Source organism: Paenibacillus sp. CH40, assembly GCF_024213605.1.
In the GTDB taxonomy this organism is placed as follows: domain Bacteria; phylum Bacillota; class Bacilli; order Paenibacillales; family Paenibacillaceae; genus Paenibacillus; species Paenibacillus polymyxa_B.
Map to the genome: position 1 here is coordinate 452,524 of NZ_JANAVQ010000002.1, position 21,885 is coordinate 474,408.

Genomic DNA, 21,885 nt, shown 5'->3' on the forward strand with positions numbered 1-21,885 from the left:
CCATTCTATTGCCCATTGACAAATCGTACATCTTCACCCTCAAAAACTCCAATACTTTTTTAACATACTTATGAAAAAAAAGTTCTTTCGCTCTTTTCCGCACCCCGCTTGGACTTATACCCGATCTGGGTCCTCTGATCCCTTCTAGACCGATTGACAAAACTATATATAGATATAAAATAGAGAATGTACTCTAAATATAGTGTAAAAAACGTATTTATGCCCGATATCTTGAAGATACAGGTATGAAAATACATGTAAATATAGAGTCAAAATCTTAAATGGCGCAGCCAGCAAGGGATTCCATCTATAATAGATCCCAGGCAATGCGTTTTCTTTTTTCGTTAATTGTTTAAGGAGGTTGCATACCATGCTGATTGCATATGATTCGAAGACCGGCAATGTAAAAAGATTTATAAACAAGCTCAAGCTTCCAGCGGTTCAGATCGAGGAGCAAATGACTATAGAAGAACCTTACGTACTTATTACATATACAACTGGGTTTGGGCAGATACCTGAGAGGGTGTCTTCCTTTTTAAAAAAGAATGCTCAAAACCTTGTTGGTGTAGCTGCAAGCGGCAACCGTAACTGGGGTGAGAAATTTGCCAAAAGTGCGGATTTGATTGCCGATCATTATAATGTCCCCGTGATTAGTAAATTTGAATTATCTGGAACGTTCGGAGATGTAGAGCGTTTTAAACAGGAGGTGAGCCGAGTTGCGGCATATTGAATTGAACAACATGTTGATGAAACGCGATACAGACGGCTTTTTCCAATTGGAAAAAGACCAAGAGGCTGTAGCAGAGTTTATGAAGGAAGTTCAGGAACGGAGTTTGAAGTTTGCTGACACAGCCGCTCAAGTGCTGTATATGATTGAGAATGATTATTACGAAAATTTCTATAACAGCTACACGGCTGACGAAATTAATGATATTTTCCATATCACTCATAGCTATAATTTTAAATTTCCTTCCTATATGGCAGCATCCAAGTTTTACACCGACTATGCAATGAAGAGTAACGACCGGAAAGTCTATCTGGAACATTACCCTGACCGGGTTGCTGCTGTCGCGCTGCATTTAGGACGCGGTAACGCTGATACGGCACGCCTGTTGTCCCGCTCGATGATGGAGCAACGCCTCCAACCAGCAACACCAACCTTCCTGAATGCAGGCAAAAGCCGCCGTGGGGAATTGGTATCCTGCTTCCTGCTCGAAATGGACGACTCCCTGAACTCAATCAACTATGTGCTGAACACCTGCATGCAGTTGTCCAAAATCGGGGGCGGTGTTGCGGTCAACCTGTCGAAACTGCGGGCACGCGGCGAAGCGATTAAAGGCGTAGAAGGCGCAGCAAAAGGCATTATGCCTGTGCTGAAGCTGATGGAAGACGGTTTCTCCTATGCGGATCAAATGGGGCAACGTAAGGGCTCTGGGGCAGCCTATTACAACATTTTCGGATGGGACGTGCTTGAGTTCCTGGATAGCAAAAAGATCAATGCTGACGAAAGAGTACGTCTCAAGACACTTTCTATTGGATTGCTGGTGCCAAACCGCTTTTACAAGCTGGCTCAAGATAATGAACCGCTGCATGTATTTGCTCCTTACAGTGTGTTCAAAGCCTATGGAACGCATCTGGACGACATGGATTTGGATGAAATGTACGATACGTTGCTCGCTGACGATCGGGTGAAGAAAAAAATAGCGATGAGCGCACGTGACATGCTGACGAAAATTGCCATGATTCAGTTGGAGTCTGGTTATCCATATATCATGAACAAAAGTAACGCGAACCAGGCACATGCTCTTAAAAACGTGGGTCAAGTCAAGATGTCGAACCTATGCACGGAAATCTTCCAGTTGCAGGAAACTTCCGAAATTACAGATTATGGCCAACAGGATACCATCCGCCGGGACGTGAGCTGTAATCTAGCTTCTCTGAACATTGTAAATGTGATGGAACATGGCAAAATCCGCGAATCCGTTCACGAGGGTATGATTGCTCTCACCTCGGTCAGCGATATGACCCAAGTAGCTAATGCACCGGGTGTTGCGAAAGCAAACCGTGAAATGCACTCCGTCGGACTGGGTGTTATGAATCTGCACGGCTATCTTGCCAAGAACAAAATTGCGTATGAAAGCAATGAAGCGAAGGACTTTGTCCGTACCTTCTTCATGACGATGAACTATCATTCCATCGAAAAAAGTATGGAAATCGCGAAAGCAGCTGGACAAAGCTTTTATGGATTTGAGGAATCGGATTATGCGACAGGCGTATATTTTGACCGATACCTGAACACAGATTATCGTCCAATAACTGCACGTGTACAAGAGTTGTTCAAAGACATTTATGTTCCGACTTCAGCGGACTGGGACAAATTAAAAGCAGATGTGATGAAAAATGGTCTGTACCACGCCTATCGTATGGCGATTGCGCCGACTGCTAGCATTTCGTACATTCAAAATGCAACATCCAGCGTCATGCCGATTGTTGAGCAGATTGAAACCCGTACCTATGCCAATTCGACGACCTACTATCCAATGCCTTATTTGCAAAAGGATAACGTGTTCTTCTATAAATCTGCTTATCAAATGGACCAGTTCAAAGTGCTTGATCTGATTGCAGAAATCCAGCCGCACGTGGACCAAGGAATTTCGACCGTGCTTCATGTGAACAGTGACGTGACTACGCGTCAGTTAGCACGTTGCTATCTGTACGCTGCACACAAAGGACTTAAATCGTTATACTACACACGCACCAAAAAGCTGTCTGTGGAAGAGTGCCTCACCTGCTCCATCTAAAGTATAAGATAACAAGCTGTAGTATAAAAATTAGATTTTGAATAGATATAGATGCTTTGCATTAGAAGCTGTATCCAGCGTGTGGTTCAGACCTTTACGGGACTGGACAGACCCTCGCGGATACAGCTTCCGTATGTCAAGCATACGATGATTCGCCTGCACTATTTCAATGTGTGTTTCCAGGGAATCTCGCAAGCTGAAGGGAGAATGCTAACAATGACAGGTATACAAGCTGTAAACTGGAATCGCTCGGACGATGATTTCACACTGATGTTCTGGAACCAGAACATTATGCAATTTTGGACGGATGATGAAATCCCGTTGTCTGACGATAAAATGTCCTGGGTAACCCTCAGTGATATCGAAAAAGAAGCCTACATGAAGGTGCTGGGCGGATTGACGCTACTGGATACCATTCAAGGCGGCGTGGGTATGCCGCAAATTATGGAGCATGTGGACGGACTGCAACGCAAAGCCGTACTAAGCTTTATGGCGATGATGGAACAAATTCATGCCAAGTCGTACAGTAGCATTTTTACAACGCTAGCTTCCACGGAAGAGATTGACGGTGTATTCCGCTGGGTGGAAGAAAATCCACATCTCCAAACCAAGGCAGAAACCATTCGTCAGTATTATATGAATATCCACACACCGAAAGACCTGTATCTCGCGATGGCAGCGTCGGTGCTGTTAGAAAGCTATTTATTTTATAGCGGCTTCTTCTACCCTCTTTATCTGGCGGGCCAGGGCAAGTTAACATGCAGTGGAGAAATTATCGATTTGATCCTACGGGACGAAAGTATTCACGGTGTGTACGTAGGTGTACTGGCACAGGAGATTTATACAGAATTGGATGAGGAAGAACAACGTGATCTTTACCAGACGCTGGTAGGCTTGTTGCGCTACTTGCACAATAACGAGGAACAATACACCGAGCAAATTTACACTCCTATTGGACTCGTAGACGATGTCAAAGTCTTTTTGCGCTACAACGCCAACAAGGCCATGATGAACTTGGGCTTTGATCCACTGTTTGAAGAAGAGGAAGTTAATCCCATTGTATTCAACGGCATCAGCACTCACACTAAGCAGCATGATTTCTTTTCTAAAAAAGGAAACGGCTATGTGCGGGCGATGAATGTAGAGCCGCTGACAGATGATGATTTTAATTTTGGCGTATAAGATATCCGTATTTTATCCTATTTTATTTAATGAATACAAAAGCCCATTCCGCATGTTGGAGGGCTTTTTTGTCGTTCATTGTAAACCTGCACTGATAGATGGTTGCTCTATAAAGCTAGCTTTGCTTGAAAAACAGCCAAGATATAGAATACTATATGCCCATATTTAATTTTAAAAAGGGCAGCTTAAAGGAGCGATAGCTATTGAAGCCATTTGAATATACGAGCACACTTCCACGTAAAAAAGATTTCTTTTCACTCTATGAAACCACAGGTTGGAACAGCAATGGAATCTATACTCCGGAAATACTCTACCGTGCGATTTGTAATAGCTGGTATGTGATTACTGTCTATGAGAACGATCATTTAGTTGGGTTTGGTCGTATTCTTTCAGATGGAGTCTACCAAACTTTCATTTGTGATTTAATTGTTCATCCTGATTATCAAAACAAGGGGATGGGACGAGTGATTTTAACTCAGCTTCTCAAAAAGTGTAAATCAAGCGGAATCAGGTGGGTCCAGTTATCGAGTGCAAAAGATAAGCGGAGCTTCTATAAAAAATTTGGTTTTCAAGAAAGACCTGCTGACGCACCAGGGATGCAGCTATTCTTTGAATAATACTAACGTTATGCCAAACCTCTAGAACGAGGGCATTCATGCAAAAAACGGCCAGATCGCTAAAGTAGCGGAATCGAGCCGTTTTCCATTTCTTAAGACCGAGCCTCTGTGAACATTTGAAAGGTGACACCAAACTTGTCTGTTACATTCCCATAAGCTGGACTAAAATGGGTTTCCTGCAAAGGCATTCCCACCTGTCCTCCTTGCTGTAGAGCATCAAACATTTTTTGAGCTTGCTCCACACTATCGGTTGTAATACAGATGCTCACCTGATTCCCACTGCTAAACGGTGATCCGGGAAAGGTATCAGAAAACATGAGCTCTGTCTCACCCACTTTAAGGGTAGCATGTCCCACACGTTCCTTGACCTCTGCGGGAATGGGAAAATCGGGGTTTTCCGGCATTTCCCCAAAGGTTTGAATAAAAAGCAGTTGAGCATCCAATGCCTCTTTATAAAATTCGATTGCTTCTTTTGCATTTCCATCCATCGTGATGTAAGGAATCAAACGTTTCGACATCTTCAACACAGCTCCTTTAATTCGAGGTGATTAACCCAGCATTTCTCCTGTATTATATACAAAACTTGTCAAGAAAAACAAATCTGTATGCTTAGCTTTCATGCACCTGAACGCCAAGCTGCTTTAGCTCCTTTATCGCTTCCGTAACGTTACGCTGTGGATGAAGCGCAGAGATCATCTGTGCAGTGATCGGAACGCCGTTGAAAATCTGGCTTACCACTCCTAGAGAAATCGGCAACTCATAGTAACTTTCAGCCCAATCCTGATATTCCTCCGGTGTAACTATAATTTTCCCCAGCAAAAAGGATGAGCCATCGTCATATCCCTCAGGAAAGTTCGTGTTGCCCATACTCCACTCCTTATCTCCCGCTTCCCTCCACATACAAAAGGTAACGTCCTCCTTCTCCAGTGCTTCATCTTCCAAAAGCTCCATCATATCATCAGGCACACCGTCGTACATGCCCGGCCAGACCTCATATTCGTCTCTCGCATGAGGACTTACAGGGGATTCGTGGTCAAAACCCTTCAATAGCACACCTCCACGCGTCCATAGCATATGAATCGTATCTCCAGCGCCGTTGTTCACCTCACCTAGGCACACATCACCAGACCATTCAGACTGCATACGATACGTGCGTAACCAATCTTCAGGAGACAATATAATGTCCAGCGCTGACAGCAGCAGCATTCTGTCTTTTAAGCCATTCGGCGTTACCTGTGCATCAAGCATCATATTCTTCATCATACCTCCACCTTGTCCATGCGTACTAAAATTCCATTTGTCTCTGCTTTTGTCTTTCAAGCTTTGCTTGCTCAACTATCTGCCGAATGAAAGGTCCCTTGGCTTCGGTATACGCTGCACGGTCATGTTTGAATTGATGCGCCAAATCTTTTTTTAAAGTCTCATACGCTCGCAGGCTCTCAGGATGCGCTTTCAAGTAATCTCTGAACAATAAATGGTTTTCCCAATGTTCTCCTTTATACTTGTAAATATGCAAATGATGGGTCCCAGCTCCCCATTCTCCACGGCGAAAGAAAGCTCGCTCTGAAAAATCAGGCTTATGTACATATTCATATTTAATACCTAGTAAACGCTGTCGCTGTTCGGATTGAATAATAGCCAAATCTTCTACTCCAACCATAATGTCGATAATAGCCTTGGCTCCCAGACCAGGAACGGATGTACTGCCAATATGCTCTACGCCGACACATACGTCTCCGAGAGCCTCTACAATTTTCCTTTTCTCTCGCATATACTCTTCAGCCCACTGCGGGTCATACCCGGATATTTCCACCTGCGAGGACATACATGAACACACCTCCACTAGCTTTCTAAAAAATGCCTTCTAATCGTGCTTGGCACACCTCAGAAGGCATTCTCTTGTTCAAATTAAAAATCATTTAGTTGCTTCATCCCTATGATTTGGCTTCTCAATCACGATCAGACAGGTACTGTCTGGCAAAGGAACCGGCTGTCCCTGCTCATCCATGAACTCAACACGACTGGACAGCGCTTCGGCATAGCCCTCCTGCAAATAGTGGCGACTCACCCGGATAATCGCTTGTGAACCAAGTGTGTTACGAATACATTCTTCATACTGTGACGGAGTAAAATAACCAAACTGCTCCTGCACTTCATGCACATAGGCTTCCGCTCCCCATGTATAGGTATATAGGAACTCCATTGCATCATTTACCGGCAAAACAGCCTCATGCTCACCTATACGCTCTATTTCTATGGGACGACCCGCAAAATCCTGCGCATACCGCATCAGCCATTCCATTCCGTCCGGCTCCAAGAATCGAATTCGTCTGCGCTGTTCTACTGGTTCGGTCATAATACCGTCTCGAATGATAATGCGTCCGCCGGGTGCAAGTACACGATAAGCGCTTTGCAAAGCAGCTTCCACTGTTTGTGAGTTGAACCTTTTTCCATCTCGTTCGATGTAGGAATACAGCTCGTGAAGAATCGAAGAGAAGATAACCGTGTCCATACTCCCCGTTTCCACATATTCCTCCAACCGAAGCGCATCTCCTTTGATGACATCCCAACGATGGCGCTCCAATTGCTTTTTACGTTTAAGTGCCTCAATGACATTCACAGAAATATCAAGACCTAATGGCTTCGCATCTGGTCTTTCCTGTTCGATCAGATCCAGCAGCACGCCCCCGCCGGGTCCAATATCCAGTATGCGGGTTCCAGTCACATAATCCAAAATGACCCTTTTGTAATCTACGGTCTGGTTCATATCTGTAAGATACGTTTCCTCATTGTGAAAGCGATCATAAGCATCGCGCCGTAAGCCGAACAGATCAAACAGCAGCAAAACTGCTTTGTCATACAGAGGCGTCTTTTCTGCCTCAATACAAAAGTCGATCAGTTTTTCAGCAGCTGATGAAAATACAAAATTGAAAAATACGGTACTTGGCAGCTCCTCTTTATGCTCTACAGTTACACTCAAATGAGGATTATGCTTCCGTTTTCCCTTTGAAATGTCCTGCCAGGACAGTGAGCTTAAGTATTTTTCTATCATTCGTTTTTTGTATACGTTAATTTTCTTAACACCACGATAGTCATAATACATCGTATTCATAAGCGATTCAAAACTGATATGCCGTACCGTTGCCGGCTGTTCCTGTCCTGTACCATCCCTCAGTGTGAGTAAGAATACCTTGACCAGTTCTTGAAGTGAAAAATCCTGCAAAGCGGATTCTACATACCAAAGTGTCCGATTCTCTAGCGGAGCCAGCGCCTTCTCTACATTCAGCTCCCGCTCCAGCTCGGCGTAAGCCTGCTCAAACGGCTCCCCTGCATGTATCGAAACCGACCGCAATCTCTTCAATCGTTCCTTTACACTCCAGACTACAGGTGCGTTGTCCCATGCAATCCAACCGATTAGCTCCTCCACTTCCCCGCGTACTTGGTCCCATAATGCAGGTTCTACCCCGGCGATAATACATTCGTTCAGAGCCCGTAAAACAAGCTCCAGTTCCTCAGGGCTCAGCCAGCCCTTACGAGTAATTTCAAGCAGCAGTCGATTTTCCGCAAAAGGAATTTCTCCCCGTATATATTGCCCAATCAATCCATGCGTCTCAATCAGAATTCGGGTCATGCTATTGCGCGGGTAAGCAGGGGACTCCGCTTGGGCCTGTCTAACATACAGTTGAGAGGAGCCGATATTATGTACAAATAAATTAATGCCCTCATGCTGCCAACGTAGCCGTTCGCGGACTGTGCCTCCTTTGGCTGTCTCAGACCATACCAAAACATCCTCCAGTAGCTCTTTAACCCAGAATGACAATGGAAGTCCGTCCAAAATAAGCAACGTACGCTCCACGTAATCCAGTACAGGATTGGCATCCTTTAACTCACCTATGGATCGAATGCGTTCCAAATTTACAATACGCTCCTCAGCCGAAACAAGCAGCTTTAGCCAAGTCGGTGTATCCCAGGCCAGATCATTTTCTTTCCTGTAATTAGCAATGGCTTTTAACGATTGCAGCATTTTTCTCACCTCGTGTGATTCGGATTCGGTATGCACAGGAGACTTTGGATAAGACATTTGGATTAAACCTTGTATATAGTACACTTTACCATACATTTGTAGCTTCCATCTCGTGGAAAATATTAAACATTTGTATTAATCAACCGCTTGACATACTTTCCAAACGCATACATAACCCCCAAATGCACTTTGGCCTGTGTATATTTATAAATAAACCAAGGCAGCGATGGCACATAATCATGAATGGCTACCACGCAAATATTTGTACCGGGAATTTGCAGGAACTCAAGCCTGCCGTGATGGTCTTCCCTTACAGTAGCAAAAGCAAAAAGATATCCTCCAGCCTAGAGGCTCAGAAGATATCTTATTACTCTTGTTATACGCATCCGAATCATAATTACCTATGATTTCTAGAAAGTTACAGTGCCGCTGTGCAACACGTCAACCATCTATAATAGATTTCGCTTATTTATCAACAGGAACGCCATCGGGTACTGGAATACCAAAATCAGGTGTTCCATCTTCCTTCCAGTTGAACGGCTGAACACGTGTATGACGATTCGGGTCATACAACGGGTCGCCTGTAATTTCCTTGTAATTCCGGGCGTGATATACGATTACATCGCTACCGTCAGCAGCAACCGTAAAACTGTTATGACCTGGCCCGAATTGTCCTGTTTCCTCATTGGTGCAGAATACCGGCTCAGGTGATTTCGTCCATGATTTCGGATCAAGTAAATCCGCATTCTCATCTGCTGTCAACAGGCCCATGCAATAATTGTGGTCTGTGGCGCTAGCTGAATAACTGATAAAGATCCGCCCGTTCCGTTTCAGAACCGCTGCTCCTTCATTCACCTTAAAACCGATGACTTCCCAGTCATATTCTGGTGTAGAGATCATAACCTGCTCACCGCGCAGCGTCCACGGATTGCTCATTTCAGAAATATACAGATTGGAATTACCGACGATGTCAGGGTCCTTCTGAGCCCACACATAATACAAAACCCCATTATGCTGGAAGGTTGTCGCATCGAGAGCGAACGTCTCCCAACGGGTTTTGATCTGTCCTTTTTCCACCCATTTCCCTTCCAAAGGATTAGCTGATTCATTTTCCAGCACGAACATTCGGTGGTCGAACAGGCCTTCCTTCGTTTCTGTGGTACGAGCTGCTGCAAAATAAATGTACCATTTGTCGTTAATATAATGAATTTCCGGTGCCCAAATGTTCGCACTTAACGGGCCCGTTTCATATTTGTGCCACACTGCGACAGGCTCTGCTGTACTCAAGCCTTGAATAGTACTTGCTCGTCGAACCTCAATGCGGTCATACTCTGGCACAGATCCGGTGAAATAATAGTATCCGTCACTATGCTTGTAAATCCAAGGGTCTGCCCGTTGCTCAATGACCGGATTATTAATGGGTACAGATTGATTCATGGTTATTCTCTCCTCTATGTGTAGTATGTAGTTCAAACAAATTAATCGCTGATACGTTTTCCCCAAATGGAAATTCCTTTTTCATTCATACCCGTGAAAATTAAAGTATGGCGACCAAGCTCCCAGTCCCATGAAGGAAGCAATAACAATTCTTCCTTTGTTCCTGCGGATGTATTGCTCCAATCCATTGTTAGAGTACGCTTGCCATCAAAACTCCAGTGACCTTCAAGAGAACCGCTGGTTGCCCGCCCTCCATCTTCCAGACGGAGCGGTTCAGCTTCCACCTGGCCGTCTACTTCCTGCCTGATCACGATGCGCTCCCAGTTGCCAGATAATAGCCTTTTGGGTATATCCTGCTCCTTTTCGCCCGCATAGCGCTCCGGAGAGACGACCGGCCAGCCCTCTGCCGTCCACAATATTTTGCGTACATGCAGGTACGGCCAGCTCTTGTCCGTTTCTCCCCGCGCATGATGTACAATATAATAGTCCGCACCGTCCTTCAGGACAGAATTGTGACCCGGCGCAATCCAGCCTTCTCCTTCGCTGAACCGATAACCGCCCAATACCTTGTTTCCAATCTCGTATTGAGGCAAATAGCTGGTATCTGCCATATCATGTCCATTCATGTCCACATAAGGGCCTGTGATAGAATCTGAACGGGCAACACGAACATTGTAGTCCTCAAACAAAGAATCATACGAGACGAACAAGTAGTATTTACGGAACATTGGATTGTACACAATGTAAGGCCCTTCTACAGCACCGTCCTCAGTTGCCCGATCTCTGGCAGCGATATTTTTACCATAGCCAGATTCTTTGAGCTTTCCAGTCTGGGGATCAAGCGGTGTAATATAAATACCGCCGAAAAAAGAGCCGTATACCATCCATGGATTTCCCTCTGCATCCAGCACCGGATTGGCATCAATCGCATTCAGCTTGTCATGCTCTCCTGTTTTAACGACCAGCCCCTCATCCTTCCAAGGGCCTTCCGGGGAGCTGGACGTCTGCAATCCAATCGCAGACCGTGTGCTGCCAAAGGTAGAAGCGGAGTAATACATCCGATAGGTATCACCCACCTTGATGATGTCCGGTGCCCACAGATTGGTTGCCGATGACCACGCCTCTGCTTCCTTTGGAATGCCGGGGAGTGCATACTGAACCCAGTTCCAGTGAATCAGATCAGTCGATTTGCGTACCATGACACCAGGTCTCAATTCTCCACCTGTCTTTACATCCGTTGAGTAGACATAATAGCCTTGATCTGTTTTGATAATCGCCGGGTCATGTGCATTGTTAATGGTCCAGCGCTGTTCATCATTAATCGTACTCTGATCATACAAGTGATCGGGAGGCGGAGCCTGCGGATACACAGGGTCCGGAGTGTTATCCCCACAGCCGGATAGACCCAGCATGAGCAGCATAACCATAACTGTTATTCTCCTCCTTCCTTTACCCATTACATATTGTGACTGCCTTACATCATTCATCCGTCCCCTCCAAGTGTCAATTAACCTTTGACACCCGAAATGGCAACCGATTCAATAATTTGTTTCTGGAAGATCAAGAATATAATCAGTACAGGTAACAAGGCTATAATCGATGCTGCCATAATAAGCGGATAGTCCGTCTGAATAGCGTAAGTCGCATTAAAATTCGCGATAACCAGCTGCAATGTCTGCGTTTCTGGTGAGTTCAAGTAAATAATCGGTGCCAAATAATCGTTCCAAATCCCCATGAACCATAAAATAAGCTGTGCCGCAACTGCCGGCTTAATGAGCGGGAACGTAATCGACGAATAGAGTCGGAAATAAGAACTTCCGTCAATTTTCGCAGCTTCGATAATGGCATCCGGTACGCTAAGCAAGTATTGCCGTAGGAAAAAGATCATAACTACATTTCCGAACAAACCTGGAACGATCAGAGGCAAAAGTGTATCGACCCAGCCAAGTTTGGAAAACATCATAAACTGTGGAATCATAACCGTTGGGTATGGAATCATCATAGATGCGATGAGTGCCAAAAACAGTTTGTTTTTATGAGGGAATCTCAGCTTTGCAAATGCAAAAGCGGCCACACTGGATGTGAAGGTACCAACAACGGTAACACTTACAGCCACAATCACGCTGTTCTTGATCCCGCTTAACAAAGGTCCTGCTTCCCAAATTTCCTTATACTTGCCAAACTGGAACACCTCTGGTATCCATACTGGTGGAAGAGCAAAGACATCCTGCTTTTCTTTCACCGAAGTGGACAGCATCCAAAGCAGCGGCGCGATCATCACAATCGCTCCAATCGCTAGTACAATAAAGATAATGATATTGGTAACTTTCGTTTTTTGACTATGGGACATAATCAGACTCACTCCTTTCCGCGAAAATCAATCCCCATCAAAGGACGATTTTTCATTCATTTTAAATTGAATCAAAGTTACGATAAAAATGAAGATGCCGAGAATCATAGCCATCGCGGAGGCATATCCCATTTGCAGGTTTTTAAATGCCTTATCCCAAATATAAAAGACGATTGAGGCGGATGAGTATTCCGGACCCCCTGTAGGTGTCATAATGTTCATTTCAGTAAAGATTTGCGAACCACCAATGATATTAGTTACGACCAGGAAGAAGGTTACTGGTTTCACCATTGGCCATGTAATATTACGGAACATCTGGAATCCGCTAGCTCCATCTAGCTCTGCTGCTTCATAATAAGAGCGAGATACGCTTTGCAGGGCTGCCAAATATAGCAGCATCGTATATCCGAGACCCTTCCAGACGGTCATGAGAATCAAGGCCGGTTTGACCGTATCTTTATCCATCAGCCAGTTAGGACCCTTAATACCGAATATTTCGAGGAATTGGTTCACCAAACCATAGTCTCCGTTGTATGCCCAGTTCCACATAATAGAAACGGCAGCCAACGAAGAAATAACCGGGATATAGTAAATCACACGAAATGTTGTCGTACCTGGAATCTTGCGATTCAAACCTAGTGCCAGCAGTAAAGCTAGTACAAGACCGATCGGAATACCCAGCATTAAGAAAAGAGTATTGTACATCGATTTATAAAAGAGCTCATCGCTAAATAAATCTTTAAAATTGTCGAGGCCAATAAAGTTCATTTGTCCCAATCCGTCCCAGTCTGTAAAAGAGCCGTATAACGAATAGACAAACGGGAATAACGTAAAGATTAGCAGACCGAGAATAGGTGGAAGAATAAATAAGTATCCATATACCTTCTCTTTGCGGTAGAGATTAGATTTGGTTATCACAGGGCTCACCTCTGTTTCTAATTTGGAATGAAGATGATGTTAGCAGCATGATATTTAGCCACTAACATCATCCCTTTTTCCTCTATTTACGCATTATTTCTGTGATTTTTTCTCTTGCTCCACCGCTTTATCTAGCAGTTTCTGCATCTTCGGTTGTTCTTGTTTCACATAATCTGCCGCCGTAATTTTACCATCCAACACAGGTTGAATATCTGTGAAGAAAATATCGTACCATTCTGCATTATACGTATAGTTGCCTGGTAATGAGCGTCCATAGTCATTCACGATATCAATAAACTCTTGTTTATTGTTAGGCTTGGTTTTCGTATCTTTGGACCATTCATCAGCCATGTCCAACAGATTCGGAATTTGTACCTTGGCATCTACGAGCTGCTTCATTCCTTCTTTAGAAGTTGTCAGATAGTTAACCAGTTCAACAGCTTCATCCGGGTATTTTGTTTTAGAGGAAACGCCGATACCCAGAGAACCAATCCATGTTGCCGATTTGCCAGTCGATCCGGCTGGGAACGGCAGCAAATCATATTCAAATGGCAGTTTTTCAAAAGTACTCATATCCCAAGGACCTACCGGGAAGAATGCCATTTCGCCCTTCATCCAACGTTGGTATGTGTCCAATGTTTGTGATTGTTCAATACCAGGTGTAATTTTATATTTGTTTTGCATATCAGCAAAGTACTGAAGCGCTTCCGCAAATTTCGGATCATCAATCGTTACTTTAGTTTTGCTCTCATCCAGCCAATCAGCCCCATTACTCCATACAAAGGCTTGCAATGCCCACTGAACGTTAAAGCCTGTACCGTATTGATCTGGCTTGCCGTCACCATTGGTATCCTTGGTCAACTCTTGGCTAACCTTGATAAATTCATCCCATGTATACGGTTTGTCTTTGTCAGGCAATGGAACGCCCGCTTTTTCGAACATCGTTTTGTTGTAGCCGAGTGCGAATGGACCTAAGTCCTTCGGCATACCGTAAATATCTCCTTGACCGGCCATTTTACCGTCATAGCGATACAAATCTATACCGTATTTCCAGATGTTATCCAGTTTAATATCCTTGTTCTTCTCAATGTAAGGAGTGAGATTCTTCAACACCCCACTGTTTACATAAGCTTTCACATCTCCAGGGGCAAAATAAAAGATATCTGGGAGGTTGTTTCCTGTAATCGCAGCTCTAAGTTTTGTAGCATATTGATCTGCTGCCGTCACGACCATTTTAACCTTTACGCCAGGATGTTCCTCTTCAAATTTCTTGATTACTTCCTTATAAGCCTTTTGTTCATCTGTTCCACCACGGAACATGAATGTCAGTTCCTTACTTCCATCACTACTGGAACTTCCCCCACTACAACCAGCCAGTGCAGCCACCATTAACAACAGAACAACCATTGTTATTGCAAAACCTTTTTTCTTTATCAACGCGACCCCTCCTAAATTTAAATGAAACCGCATACAATCGGTGCTAAAATAATTTCATACCACTCGGCCTAATCTTTAACTGTGCGGTACACAACCCGTTGTTGATTGCCGCTGTGATTATCATCCCTCTCATGTACCGTATAATTAACATTTTTCTTTATCAATAATGAATTCGTTTACAAACAAAATATAGCATGCCTTTCCTCGGTTCGTCAATGTATTTTTCAATCTTTTTAAATAGTTATAAAACATAGGTTAGAGTAACATGGAAAGCAAAATTAAATCGTATTTAAGTTTATTTACATCAAAAAAACTAGAAATAAATCTTAAATACGATTTATTTATGAAGTAATCCCTAATTTGGAGTTCAATTCGCTCCCCTCTTGGTTTAGTAAAGAAAATTTACAAAAAAGCAGTTTACTTCTTTTTGATTTTATTTTAACATAAATCAAAATAAATATATAAGCGCTTACATTACAATTTTTATAGATAAGGATGGTCTATAGCTATGATTTATATTAAGGACTTAATGTCAGGGTTAGATATTTTTAAAGCACTGGGTTCAGAAATCCGCATTCAAATTCTCGAGTTACTTGCTTACCAGGGACAAAGTATGAATGACATTGCCAACAAACTTAATTTGAGTAACGGTACAATTACAATGCATATTCGAAAATTGGAAGAATGCGGTCTTGTGGAGATCAATACCGTGAGCGGCAAGCACGGTACCCGAAAAATGTGTTATTTGAACAAGGATAAGCTGATGGTAGATTTGCGCAGCAGAGAACAAAAAAATGTGTATGAGGTTGAGATTCGCGTAGGTCATTACAGTAACTATCAAGCGTCCCCCACTTGTGGATTGGTGACCCGAGACAGCATTATCGGCGATTTTGATGATCCACGCTATTTTGCAGATCCCGGGCGGCTGGAGTCGGAAATGATCTGGATGGCCGAAGGCTTTTTGGAATACCGCATCCCCAACTATCTGAAAGCGAATCAATCCTTTAAAGAAATTCAATTCTCCGCAGAACTAGGCTCAGAAGCACCCTGCTATTGTGAGGAATATCCCTCCGACATTTGTTTTCACATTAACGGTATCCCTATTGGGCACTGGACCAGCGCCGGAGATTTTGGAGAAGTGCCGGGGGTTCTCAATCCAGATTGGTGGCCACCGCATTTAAATCAATATGGTATGCTCAAATTAATTCGCATCAATCAGCAAGGCAGCTTCATTGACGGGTGCCGCATTTCCGAGGTCACAATAGACGATATTAACCTTAACTATAAAAGCGACATTACACTCCGCTTATCCGTAACCGATCAATCGGAAAACAAAGGTGGGCTTACTATTTTCGGCAAAAGATTTGGGAATTTCAGTCAGGATCTACTTGTGCGGGTGCTTTATGATGTGCACGGGGAGGACAACGCCAACTCCTGACACGCCACATGTAAAAATAGGCCGAAGCCTGTATTCATTGAATACATGTCCTCGGCCTAAATATCCTGATCCTCACTTAAAGAGATATAGATCAATAAATAAAAAATGACTGCTATCCCAAACACCAACCAGCAAAAGGACAGTAAATGAAGCCTTGGTACTGCATGTACTCCCCATCTCCAAATATCCGTAAGGAGCACCAGTGGCTGCAATAATATGTCCCAGCTATTCCAGCGGGCAAATCTACCAATATATACCCCTATGCTGGCCAGCCACAACAACACAAAAACTACAGCCCATGCGAGCCCACCTGAACAAATCCTCCTCAGCATATGGTGGATCACCAATACACAAAGGGATGTAAGAAAAAGGCCAAGCCCTGCTGCTGAAAAAGACGTAAATAAGATTAACCAAAATTGTGTGTTCAACCAAAAACGTGTATCAGGATTCACATCGTAAAAACGAAACGCATGAAGTAACTCAGTCACCAAATAAAGAGCATTCGGCAGAAAAAACAACCATACAATTGAGGAGAAAAATAAAAGAATACTTCTCACTTTTGTACTTCGCAGTCGGGATAAAGCCATCATTCCCAGAGTGATAAAGACCGGAACCCAGGCCAGGAATATATCCCAATACAGAAATTGATACATCCTCGTTCCACTTGTGGACTGTAAATACATAATGAGTCCGAAACAGCCCAACGTAGCTACAAGCAGCACTCCCAACAAACTGGGCAGCTTGTAACCCTTCCTTCTTAACAGCAAGTTTCCATCTACCTCCTGCCTGATCATGCGTATATACGTCTTTTTAAACCCTATTTCATAGCGCTTTCATATTTAGAGAGGGCCTTTGTCTATTTACTCCACGTTTCGTATGTCCTCGGATACATGGGTTGTTATCGTCAAGGCATCAAAGGTAACAGCACAGCCCTCCCCCACCGGAGATTGAGCAACAACTCCGACTTTGAGCTGGTTAGGAACATTCATACCAAAATATCTCGCCAACTTCCAATGCTGACCGTCTGATGAATAATGAAATGCAAAGCAATTTCCAGCTCGTGCCACTCGTAAATACGGATTGGACACGTCCATCGCCCCAGAGACACAATCATCGGATGTATCCCGAGTGACCACACTAAGAATAGATGGAGTGCTTTCAAAATATTCAAAACACAGCTTAGCCCAGTGGGTATCATCCGCCATCATCATCAAGCATCCTGAATCATAAGGCTGCTTCATATCAACACGAACCCTCGTCCATATTGTAAAATCACCTTGAAGCGTTGTATGCAAAAAGGGTGCGGACGATTTTACCGCTGCGCCAGACGGATCTCTAAAGAAATCTGCCTGTGAAGGTGCAGAAATTTGCAAAGACTTGGAATCATCGAATCTCCATTCAACCGGCTCATTGAGCCAACTCCAATCCGCCGGCAATACTTTACCGCTAAAGCGTTCAAATACGTTCATACGGATACCATTCCTCTCTGGCAATATAGTCATATAACACATTGAAATCTGGGGCACAATCCCCTTGATACCACTATATACGTTATTTTCCAGTCGTCAATAATGATGATCTGTCTTTAAAGTTTATTAAAAAAAGACTTGCCATCCTGAAATGTTGTGCTTATAATTACACCTAACTTGATACGGTAACAAATTTCAATGACGAGAACGAGTAAGCTATACAGCGGATTTGCAGAGAGTTGGGGCAGGTGAAAGCCAACATTCCGAGGGTAGCCGAACGCCATCTCTGAGAAGCGGGCTGAACCTGAAGTAAGCTCTGCCGCCTTTCCAGCGTTAACCGGAACACGTATTGATGGATACGTGAACAGAGTGTCATTTCGTATGGAATGAAACTAGGGTGGTAACACGGGTATAAACTCGTCCCTTTACAGGGGCGGGTTTTTTTGTTTTTCAAAAAGGAGGAGATCATCATGACAAATGTATCGACAGCAGTATCTATAACCGATTTTTTGACTCCAGCTGTACGGGAAATGCCACCTTCAGGCATCCGTAAGTTTTTTGAATATAGTACAGGCAGAAAAGATATTGTATCGCTTGGTGTCGGTGAACCTGACTTTGTAACCCCTCAACATGTCAGAAAGGCCTGTATCACAGCACTGGAAAATGGTAAAACATCATACACACCGAATGCTGGACTTCCTGAGCTTCGTGAGGAGATTGCCGGGTATCTGGAGAGCAGCTTTAGCACATCCTACAACCCGACAGATGAAATCATGGTTACCATTGGGAGCAGTGAAGCACTGGATTTGGCACTACGCGCTCTGATCACCGCATACGATGAAATACTCATTCCGGCTCCATGTTATATTTCGTATTCGCCCATTACGTTTCTGAACGGAGGACATACCGTAACCGTTGAAACCTCTGCGGATCAGCAGTTCAAGCTAACAGCTGAGGCACTCCAAGCCAAGCTGACTCCACGATCCAAAGTGCTTATTCTCTGTTATCCGAATAATCCGACGGGTGGGGTGATGACCTATGAGGATTGGTTGCCGATTGCCCGCCTGGTTGAGGAGCATAATCTTGTCGTTATATCAGACGAAATATATGCTGAACTGACCTATGGACAGAAGCATGTAAGCTTCGCTTCTCTGCCGGGAATGAAAGAGCGTACCCTGCTCATCAGCGGCTTTTCCAAAGCATTTGCGATGACAGGCTGGAGGGTCGGCTATGTGTGTGGCCCAAGAGAGTTGATTTCAGCTATGCTGAAGATTCATCAATATACCGCCATGTGCGCTCCTATTATCGGGCAAATTGCCGCTATTGAATCCCTGCGTAACGGGCTGGTGGAAAAAGATCGTATGATGGAATCCTACAATCTGCGTAGAAAATGGTTCGTTGAAGGCCTATGTCAGACAGGACTGCCATGTCACGAACCAAACGGTGCCTTCTATGCGTTTCCCTCCATTATGCACACAGGGTTAAGCTCAGAGCAGTTTGCCAAGCGGTTGCTGGAAGAAGAAGGAGTCATTACAGTACCCGGTTCCGCATTTGGCCCAGGCGGCGAGGGCTTTATCCGCTGCTCATATGCGTCAGCGCGAGAACAGTTGGAAATGGCTTTGGAACGCATTAGCGCATTCTTGAAACGTCTATAAATGCGATTTTTCCTATCATGAAATGAATATGAACACTGGATGAACACTACCGTAGTAGCTTCTGAATAAGCTTTTTCTGGTGTGCTGGCAAGCCTTCTGGCCATTCCCCTACACGGCAATAACAAATGTTGGAGATTTCGGCGCTTGGTCGGAAAGCACCCGGGAGTCCGGACATTCTAATCTTTAGGATGTCCGGTATTCAGAACGTTTTGCACAAAATCAGTCTTGGCCTCCGTGTACGCTTCACGATCATGCTGATTTTCCATCGCCAGCCGCCTTTTTAATACATCATATTGCTGAATCAGCTCAGGCTGTTCACGAAGTCGGTTCCGAAACAATAGCTGCCGATCCCAATGCTCATCAGATTTCAGTATGAGATGCAGATGTCCCTTTCTTTGATCCTGTTCCACTTTAACCAAAAATCTTCTCCATTCCCGACCGTCCAATTCAGGCGGAACATAGTTCCAGCCTGCTGGTTGTAAAGCAGACACGATCTGTTCCAGTTGATCCCAAGATTCTAATTTTGCCATTATGTCAATAATGGGCTTAGCAGAAAGATTGGGAATTGCCGTGCTTCCTATATGTTCGATTTCCGTCACCTTAAACGGCAGTAATAATTCCCGCAACTGGTAAATGATCTTTAAGCCCTGTTCTGACCAGGCAGGATCAGGATTCACTATTTTTACAGGCTCCGTAGCCCACACCGGCCAATGTTCCTGGTTTTGCTCCTCATGCATTCATGATCCCCCCTAATTTCTACTCATGTATTGCAGCTTACGACTGTATAACTGAGCGTTTTCCGCATCAAAACAAACAAAAATAATTTCATTCAAACCGGCATGTTCCTGTACAAAACGTGTCACTTCCTGTATAGCAATATCCGCCGCCTTTTCTTTCGGGAAACGGTAGATACCAGTGCTGATATTCGGAAAGACAATGCTTCGTGCATTCAGTTGCAAAGCCAATTGGAGTGTATTCTGGTAGTATTTCGCCAATAGCTCCTCTTCTTGATGGTCGCCACCATTCCACACAGGACCAACGGTATGAACAACATGCACGTTTATCTAAGTTCAATTTGGGTATTCATTAATCCTCCTCCTCTCGTAAAAAATCATCTTAGATAACACCCATTATTAATATCAAAGGTCGCTCCCGTATAATGCCTGGATCTTTTCGATAGCAGAAACAGGACAGTATAAGCAACATCTTCTGCTTTTAAAGGCTCAGGAATTAGCTGATGATTTGTATATTCCTCCTTTCTCCAATCAGGAATATGATCCATCATTGGAGTACTTACCATCGTTGGTGCCACAGCATTAACTCTTATATAAGGTGAAAAATTCATGGCACAGCTTTTAGTAAAGCCCAATATTGCAGCTTTTGATAATCCATAGATCGCATCTGAGCTTCCTTCCATTCCAGAAACAGAAGACATATTTACGATAATTCCCTGATGCTTCTTCTCAATCATGAACTTTCCAAAAAATTGCGAGAAATATACACATCCCTTAATATTTATGTCCAGCACCTTCTCTATTTCTTCCATACCATAGTCGAGTATATTCTTTCCTCTATAAACACCTGCATTATTGACTAAAGCTGTTATGTCCGGGTGTTCTCCCTTAATGTATGTAAAAAAATCAGTTACTTCCGTATAGTTACTTATATCTATCAGATAGGTGTACAAACTTGGTGAATTCAGTTCAGCCTCAAGTTCGTTTAAAGAACGTTTATTCATATCACACGCAATAACACTTGCGCCTTCCCTTAGACATTGCTGAGTAATTTCCTTTCCAATGCCGGAAGCAGCTCCTGTTATAATAACTTTCATTTTATTAAGCAATGAAGAAACCCCTCTCTCGTTCGGTATATAGTTTTACTCAAAATACCTCTCTCAAGTACTATCAGCTATATGAAAGAAACTTACTTCAGTAACATAAGTGCAGTCGCAACCGAATGATCCACAAAAGAACGCTCTGGGCGCGACTTCATCATCACGGTAATCCCAATTAACAAAGAGACCATCGTATGGGCCAGAGCTCGTGCGTCCATGCTAGCCTCCAGCTCTCCTGATCTTATACCACGCTCGAGGGTTTCCTGAAAGACGGCAGAAAGATACATCTGATGTTCTCTGGTTAAAATCTCAAATTTCTCATCATGAGGGGCTAATTCTACCATCGTATTAATACAAAAGCATCCTCTATTAGGCCCATCCTCGTACTCTTCTGCCACGACTCCTCCAAAAAAATTGTAAAACGCTTCTTTTACAGAAGAATTGCTTTGTAGTCTAGAGCGTACATAAGCAGCGTGGGATTGCGTATATTTGCGCAGCGCGGCTTCGAATAATTGCTTCTTGTCTCCAAAGGCAGCGTAAATGCTAGGGCGCTGAATTCCCATTTTGGAGGTTAAATCACTTAAAGATGTAGCCTCGAATCCCTTTTCCCAAAAAATTCGCATCGCTGCATCCAACGCTTGATCTTCATCAAATTCCCGTGGTCGAACCATAAGCAGCTCCTTCTTTTCATATCGTTCAGTATATTAAGATTGTATAATCACG

General features: G+C 43.8%; 21 protein-coding genes and 1 other annotated feature. Of the genes, 6 read left to right on the plus strand and 15 right to left on the minus strand.

The annotated features are described in order from the left end of the window. The first annotated feature begins 370 nt into the window (after positions 1 to 370). The 4 genes from nrdI to NLX73_RS08520 all read left to right on the plus strand — a co-directional run bounded on the left by nrdI (position 371) and on the right by NLX73_RS08520 (position 4,600). Positions 371 to 730 carry a class Ib ribonucleoside-diphosphate reductase assembly flavoprotein NrdI gene (nrdI, locus tag NLX73_RS08505; protein ID WP_016819181.1) on the plus strand — a complete coding sequence of 120 codons (360 nt, stop codon included), beginning with the start codon at positions 371 to 373 and terminating at the stop codon, positions 728 to 730. Continuing rightward, positions 717 to 2,801 carry a class 1b ribonucleoside-diphosphate reductase subunit alpha gene (gene nrdE, locus NLX73_RS08510; RefSeq protein ID WP_254325885.1) on the plus strand — a complete coding sequence of 695 codons (2,085 nt, stop codon included), beginning with the start codon at positions 717 to 719 and terminating at the stop codon, positions 2,799 to 2,801. Before nrdI ends, nrdE begins: the two co-directional genes overlap by 14 nt. Positions 2,802 to 3,017: 216 nt before the next feature. Then, complete coding sequence (gene nrdF / locus NLX73_RS08515) at positions 3,018 to 3,983, plus strand: class 1b ribonucleoside-diphosphate reductase subunit beta (RefSeq protein WP_254325886.1); 966 nt, start codon at positions 3,018 to 3,020, stop codon at positions 3,981 to 3,983. A gap of 203 nt (positions 3,984 to 4,186) precedes the next feature. Further along, the gene (locus NLX73_RS08520) at positions 4,187 to 4,600 is read left to right on the plus strand and encodes a GNAT family N-acetyltransferase (protein WP_254325887.1); all 414 of its coding nucleotides are present in this window, start codon (positions 4,187 to 4,189) and stop codon (positions 4,598 to 4,600) included. A 92-nt stretch (positions 4,601 to 4,692) separates the two neighbouring features. Here the strand turns inward: NLX73_RS08520 and NLX73_RS08525 are convergent, their stop codons facing one another. From NLX73_RS08525 to NLX73_RS08565, 9 genes are all read right to left on the minus strand, one after another. Further along, on the minus strand, positions 4,693 to 5,118 hold the full coding sequence (locus tag NLX73_RS08525; protein ID WP_235308060.1) for a VOC family protein: 426 nt from the start codon (positions 5,116 to 5,118) through the stop codon (positions 4,693 to 4,695). 91 nt (positions 5,119 to 5,209) lie between these two features. Next, positions 5,210 to 5,863 (minus strand): hypothetical protein, encoded by a 654-nt coding sequence (locus tag NLX73_RS08530; protein WP_254325888.1) that lies wholly within the window; start codon positions 5,861 to 5,863, stop codon positions 5,210 to 5,212. A gap of 22 nt (positions 5,864 to 5,885) precedes the next feature. Then, positions 5,886 to 6,425, minus strand: coding sequence for a GrpB family protein (locus NLX73_RS08535; RefSeq protein ID WP_254325889.1), 540 nt, complete (start codon positions 6,423 to 6,425; stop codon positions 5,886 to 5,888). Positions 6,426 to 6,515: 90 nt separating this feature from the next. After that, entirely contained in the window at positions 6,516 to 8,624 is a 2,109-nt protein-coding gene (locus NLX73_RS08540) for a class I SAM-dependent methyltransferase (protein WP_254325890.1), read from the minus strand. A gap of 465 nt (positions 8,625 to 9,089) precedes the next feature. After that, on the minus strand, positions 9,090 to 10,061 hold the full coding sequence (locus NLX73_RS08545) for a glycoside hydrolase family 43 protein (protein WP_254325891.1): 972 nt from the start codon (positions 10,059 to 10,061) through the stop codon (positions 9,090 to 9,092). Between the two features lie 41 nt (positions 10,062 to 10,102). Continuing rightward, positions 10,103 to 11,488, minus strand: coding sequence for an arabinan endo-1,5-alpha-L-arabinosidase (locus NLX73_RS08550; protein WP_254326049.1), 1,386 nt, complete (start codon positions 11,486 to 11,488; stop codon positions 10,103 to 10,105). A gap of 80 nt (positions 11,489 to 11,568) precedes the next feature. Next, complete coding sequence (locus NLX73_RS08555; RefSeq protein ID WP_025723511.1) at positions 11,569 to 12,411, minus strand: carbohydrate ABC transporter permease; 843 nt, start codon at positions 12,409 to 12,411, stop codon at positions 11,569 to 11,571. A gap of 27 nt (positions 12,412 to 12,438) precedes the next feature. Beyond that, entirely contained in the window at positions 12,439 to 13,329 is an 891-nt protein-coding gene (locus tag NLX73_RS08560; protein WP_013309768.1) for a carbohydrate ABC transporter permease, read from the minus strand. A 93-nt stretch (positions 13,330 to 13,422) separates the two neighbouring features. Further along, positions 13,423 to 14,766 (minus strand): ABC transporter substrate-binding protein, encoded by a 1,344-nt coding sequence (locus NLX73_RS08565; RefSeq protein WP_029516750.1) that lies wholly within the window; start codon positions 14,764 to 14,766, stop codon positions 13,423 to 13,425. A gap of 508 nt (positions 14,767 to 15,274) precedes the next feature. On the opposite strand from NLX73_RS08565, the gene NLX73_RS08570 reads away from it, so the two are divergent. Next, complete coding sequence (locus NLX73_RS08570; protein WP_061828569.1) at positions 15,275 to 16,204, plus strand: ArsR/SmtB family transcription factor; 930 nt, start codon at positions 15,275 to 15,277, stop codon at positions 16,202 to 16,204. A 56-nt stretch (positions 16,205 to 16,260) separates the two neighbouring features. On the opposite strand, the gene NLX73_RS08575 is transcribed toward NLX73_RS08570, so the two are convergent. Both NLX73_RS08575 and NLX73_RS08580 read right to left on the minus strand, forming a co-directional pair. After that, the gene (locus tag NLX73_RS08575) at positions 16,261 to 16,971 is read right to left on the minus strand and encodes a DUF1361 domain-containing protein (RefSeq protein ID WP_069291650.1); all 711 of its coding nucleotides are present in this window, start codon (positions 16,969 to 16,971) and stop codon (positions 16,261 to 16,263) included. A 93-nt stretch (positions 16,972 to 17,064) separates the two neighbouring features. Beyond that, on the minus strand, positions 17,065 to 17,673 hold the full coding sequence (locus tag NLX73_RS08580) for a DUF1349 domain-containing protein (protein ID WP_061828571.1): 609 nt from the start codon (positions 17,671 to 17,673) through the stop codon (positions 17,065 to 17,067). A 189-nt stretch (positions 17,674 to 17,862) separates the two neighbouring features. Then, positions 17,863 to 18,101, plus strand: a binding site (T-box leader). Between the two features lie 42 nt (positions 18,102 to 18,143). Here NLX73_RS08580 and NLX73_RS08585 point away from each other — a divergent pair. Continuing rightward, positions 18,144 to 19,328 carry an aminotransferase class I/II-fold pyridoxal phosphate-dependent enzyme gene (locus NLX73_RS08585; protein ID WP_254325892.1) on the plus strand — a complete coding sequence of 395 codons (1,185 nt, stop codon included), beginning with the start codon at positions 18,144 to 18,146 and terminating at the stop codon, positions 19,326 to 19,328. Between the two features lie 176 nt (positions 19,329 to 19,504). Here the strand turns inward: NLX73_RS08585 and NLX73_RS08590 are convergent, their stop codons facing one another. The 4 genes from NLX73_RS08590 to NLX73_RS08605 all read right to left on the minus strand — a co-directional run bounded on the left by NLX73_RS08590 (position 19,505) and on the right by NLX73_RS08605 (position 21,833). Beyond that, a complete protein-coding gene (locus NLX73_RS08590; protein WP_254325893.1) occupies positions 19,505 to 20,065 on the minus strand; it encodes a GrpB family protein in 561 nt (186 codons plus the stop codon). 12 nt (positions 20,066 to 20,077) lie between these two features. Then, positions 20,078 to 20,386, minus strand: coding sequence for a macro domain-containing protein (locus NLX73_RS08595; RefSeq protein WP_367997095.1), 309 nt, complete (start codon positions 20,384 to 20,386; stop codon positions 20,078 to 20,080). 53 nt (positions 20,387 to 20,439) lie between these two features. Then, the gene (locus tag NLX73_RS08600) at positions 20,440 to 21,171 is read right to left on the minus strand and encodes an SDR family NAD(P)-dependent oxidoreductase (RefSeq protein ID WP_069291647.1); all 732 of its coding nucleotides are present in this window, start codon (positions 21,169 to 21,171) and stop codon (positions 20,440 to 20,442) included. 80 nt (positions 21,172 to 21,251) lie between these two features. Continuing rightward, positions 21,252 to 21,833 (minus strand): TetR/AcrR family transcriptional regulator, encoded by a 582-nt coding sequence (locus tag NLX73_RS08605; RefSeq protein ID WP_069291646.1) that lies wholly within the window; start codon positions 21,831 to 21,833, stop codon positions 21,252 to 21,254. Positions 21,834 to 21,885 lie beyond the last annotated feature (52 nt).

Excerpts from the sequence above, each read along its gene's own strand:
- NLX73_RS08555 (WP_025723511.1), bottom strand. The coding sequence starts at position 12,411 with ATGTCCCATAGTCAAAAAACGAAAGTTACCAATATCATTATCTTTATT.
- nrdF (WP_254325886.1), top strand. The coding sequence starts at position 3,018 with ATGACAGGTATACAAGCTGTAAACTGGAATCGCTCGGACGATGATTTC.
- NLX73_RS08590 (WP_254325893.1), bottom strand. The coding sequence starts at position 20,065 with ATGCATGAGGAGCAAAACCAGGAACATTGGCCGGTGTGGGCTACGGAG.
- NLX73_RS08570 (WP_061828569.1), top strand. The coding sequence starts at position 15,275 with ATGATTTATATTAAGGACTTAATGTCAGGGTTAGATATTTTTAAAGCA.
- NLX73_RS08585 (WP_254325892.1), top strand. The coding sequence starts at position 18,144 with ATGACAAATGTATCGACAGCAGTATCTATAACCGATTTTTTGACTCCA.
- NLX73_RS08545 (WP_254325891.1), bottom strand. The coding sequence starts at position 10,061 with ATGAATCAATCTGTACCCATTAATAATCCGGTCATTGAGCAACGGGCA.
- NLX73_RS08550 (WP_254326049.1), bottom strand. The coding sequence starts at position 11,488 with ATGGTTATGCTGCTCATGCTGGGTCTATCCGGCTGTGGGGATAACACT.
- NLX73_RS08535 (WP_254325889.1), bottom strand. The coding sequence starts at position 6,425 with ATGTCCTCGCAGGTGGAAATATCCGGGTATGACCCGCAGTGGGCTGAA.
- NLX73_RS08540 (WP_254325890.1), bottom strand. The coding sequence starts at position 8,624 with ATGCTGCAATCGTTAAAAGCCATTGCTAATTACAGGAAAGAAAATGAT.
- NLX73_RS08525 (WP_235308060.1), bottom strand. The coding sequence starts at position 5,118 with ATGTCGAAACGTTTGATTCCTTACATCACGATGGATGGAAATGCAAAA.
- NLX73_RS08605 (WP_069291646.1), bottom strand. The coding sequence starts at position 21,833 with ATGGTTCGACCACGGGAATTTGATGAAGATCAAGCGTTGGATGCAGCG.
- NLX73_RS08530 (WP_254325888.1), bottom strand. The coding sequence starts at position 5,863 with ATGATGAAGAATATGATGCTTGATGCACAGGTAACGCCGAATGGCTTA.
- NLX73_RS08580 (WP_061828571.1), bottom strand. The coding sequence starts at position 17,673 with ATGAACGTATTTGAACGCTTTAGCGGTAAAGTATTGCCGGCGGATTGG.
- nrdI (WP_016819181.1), top strand. The coding sequence starts at position 371 with ATGCTGATTGCATATGATTCGAAGACCGGCAATGTAAAAAGATTTATA.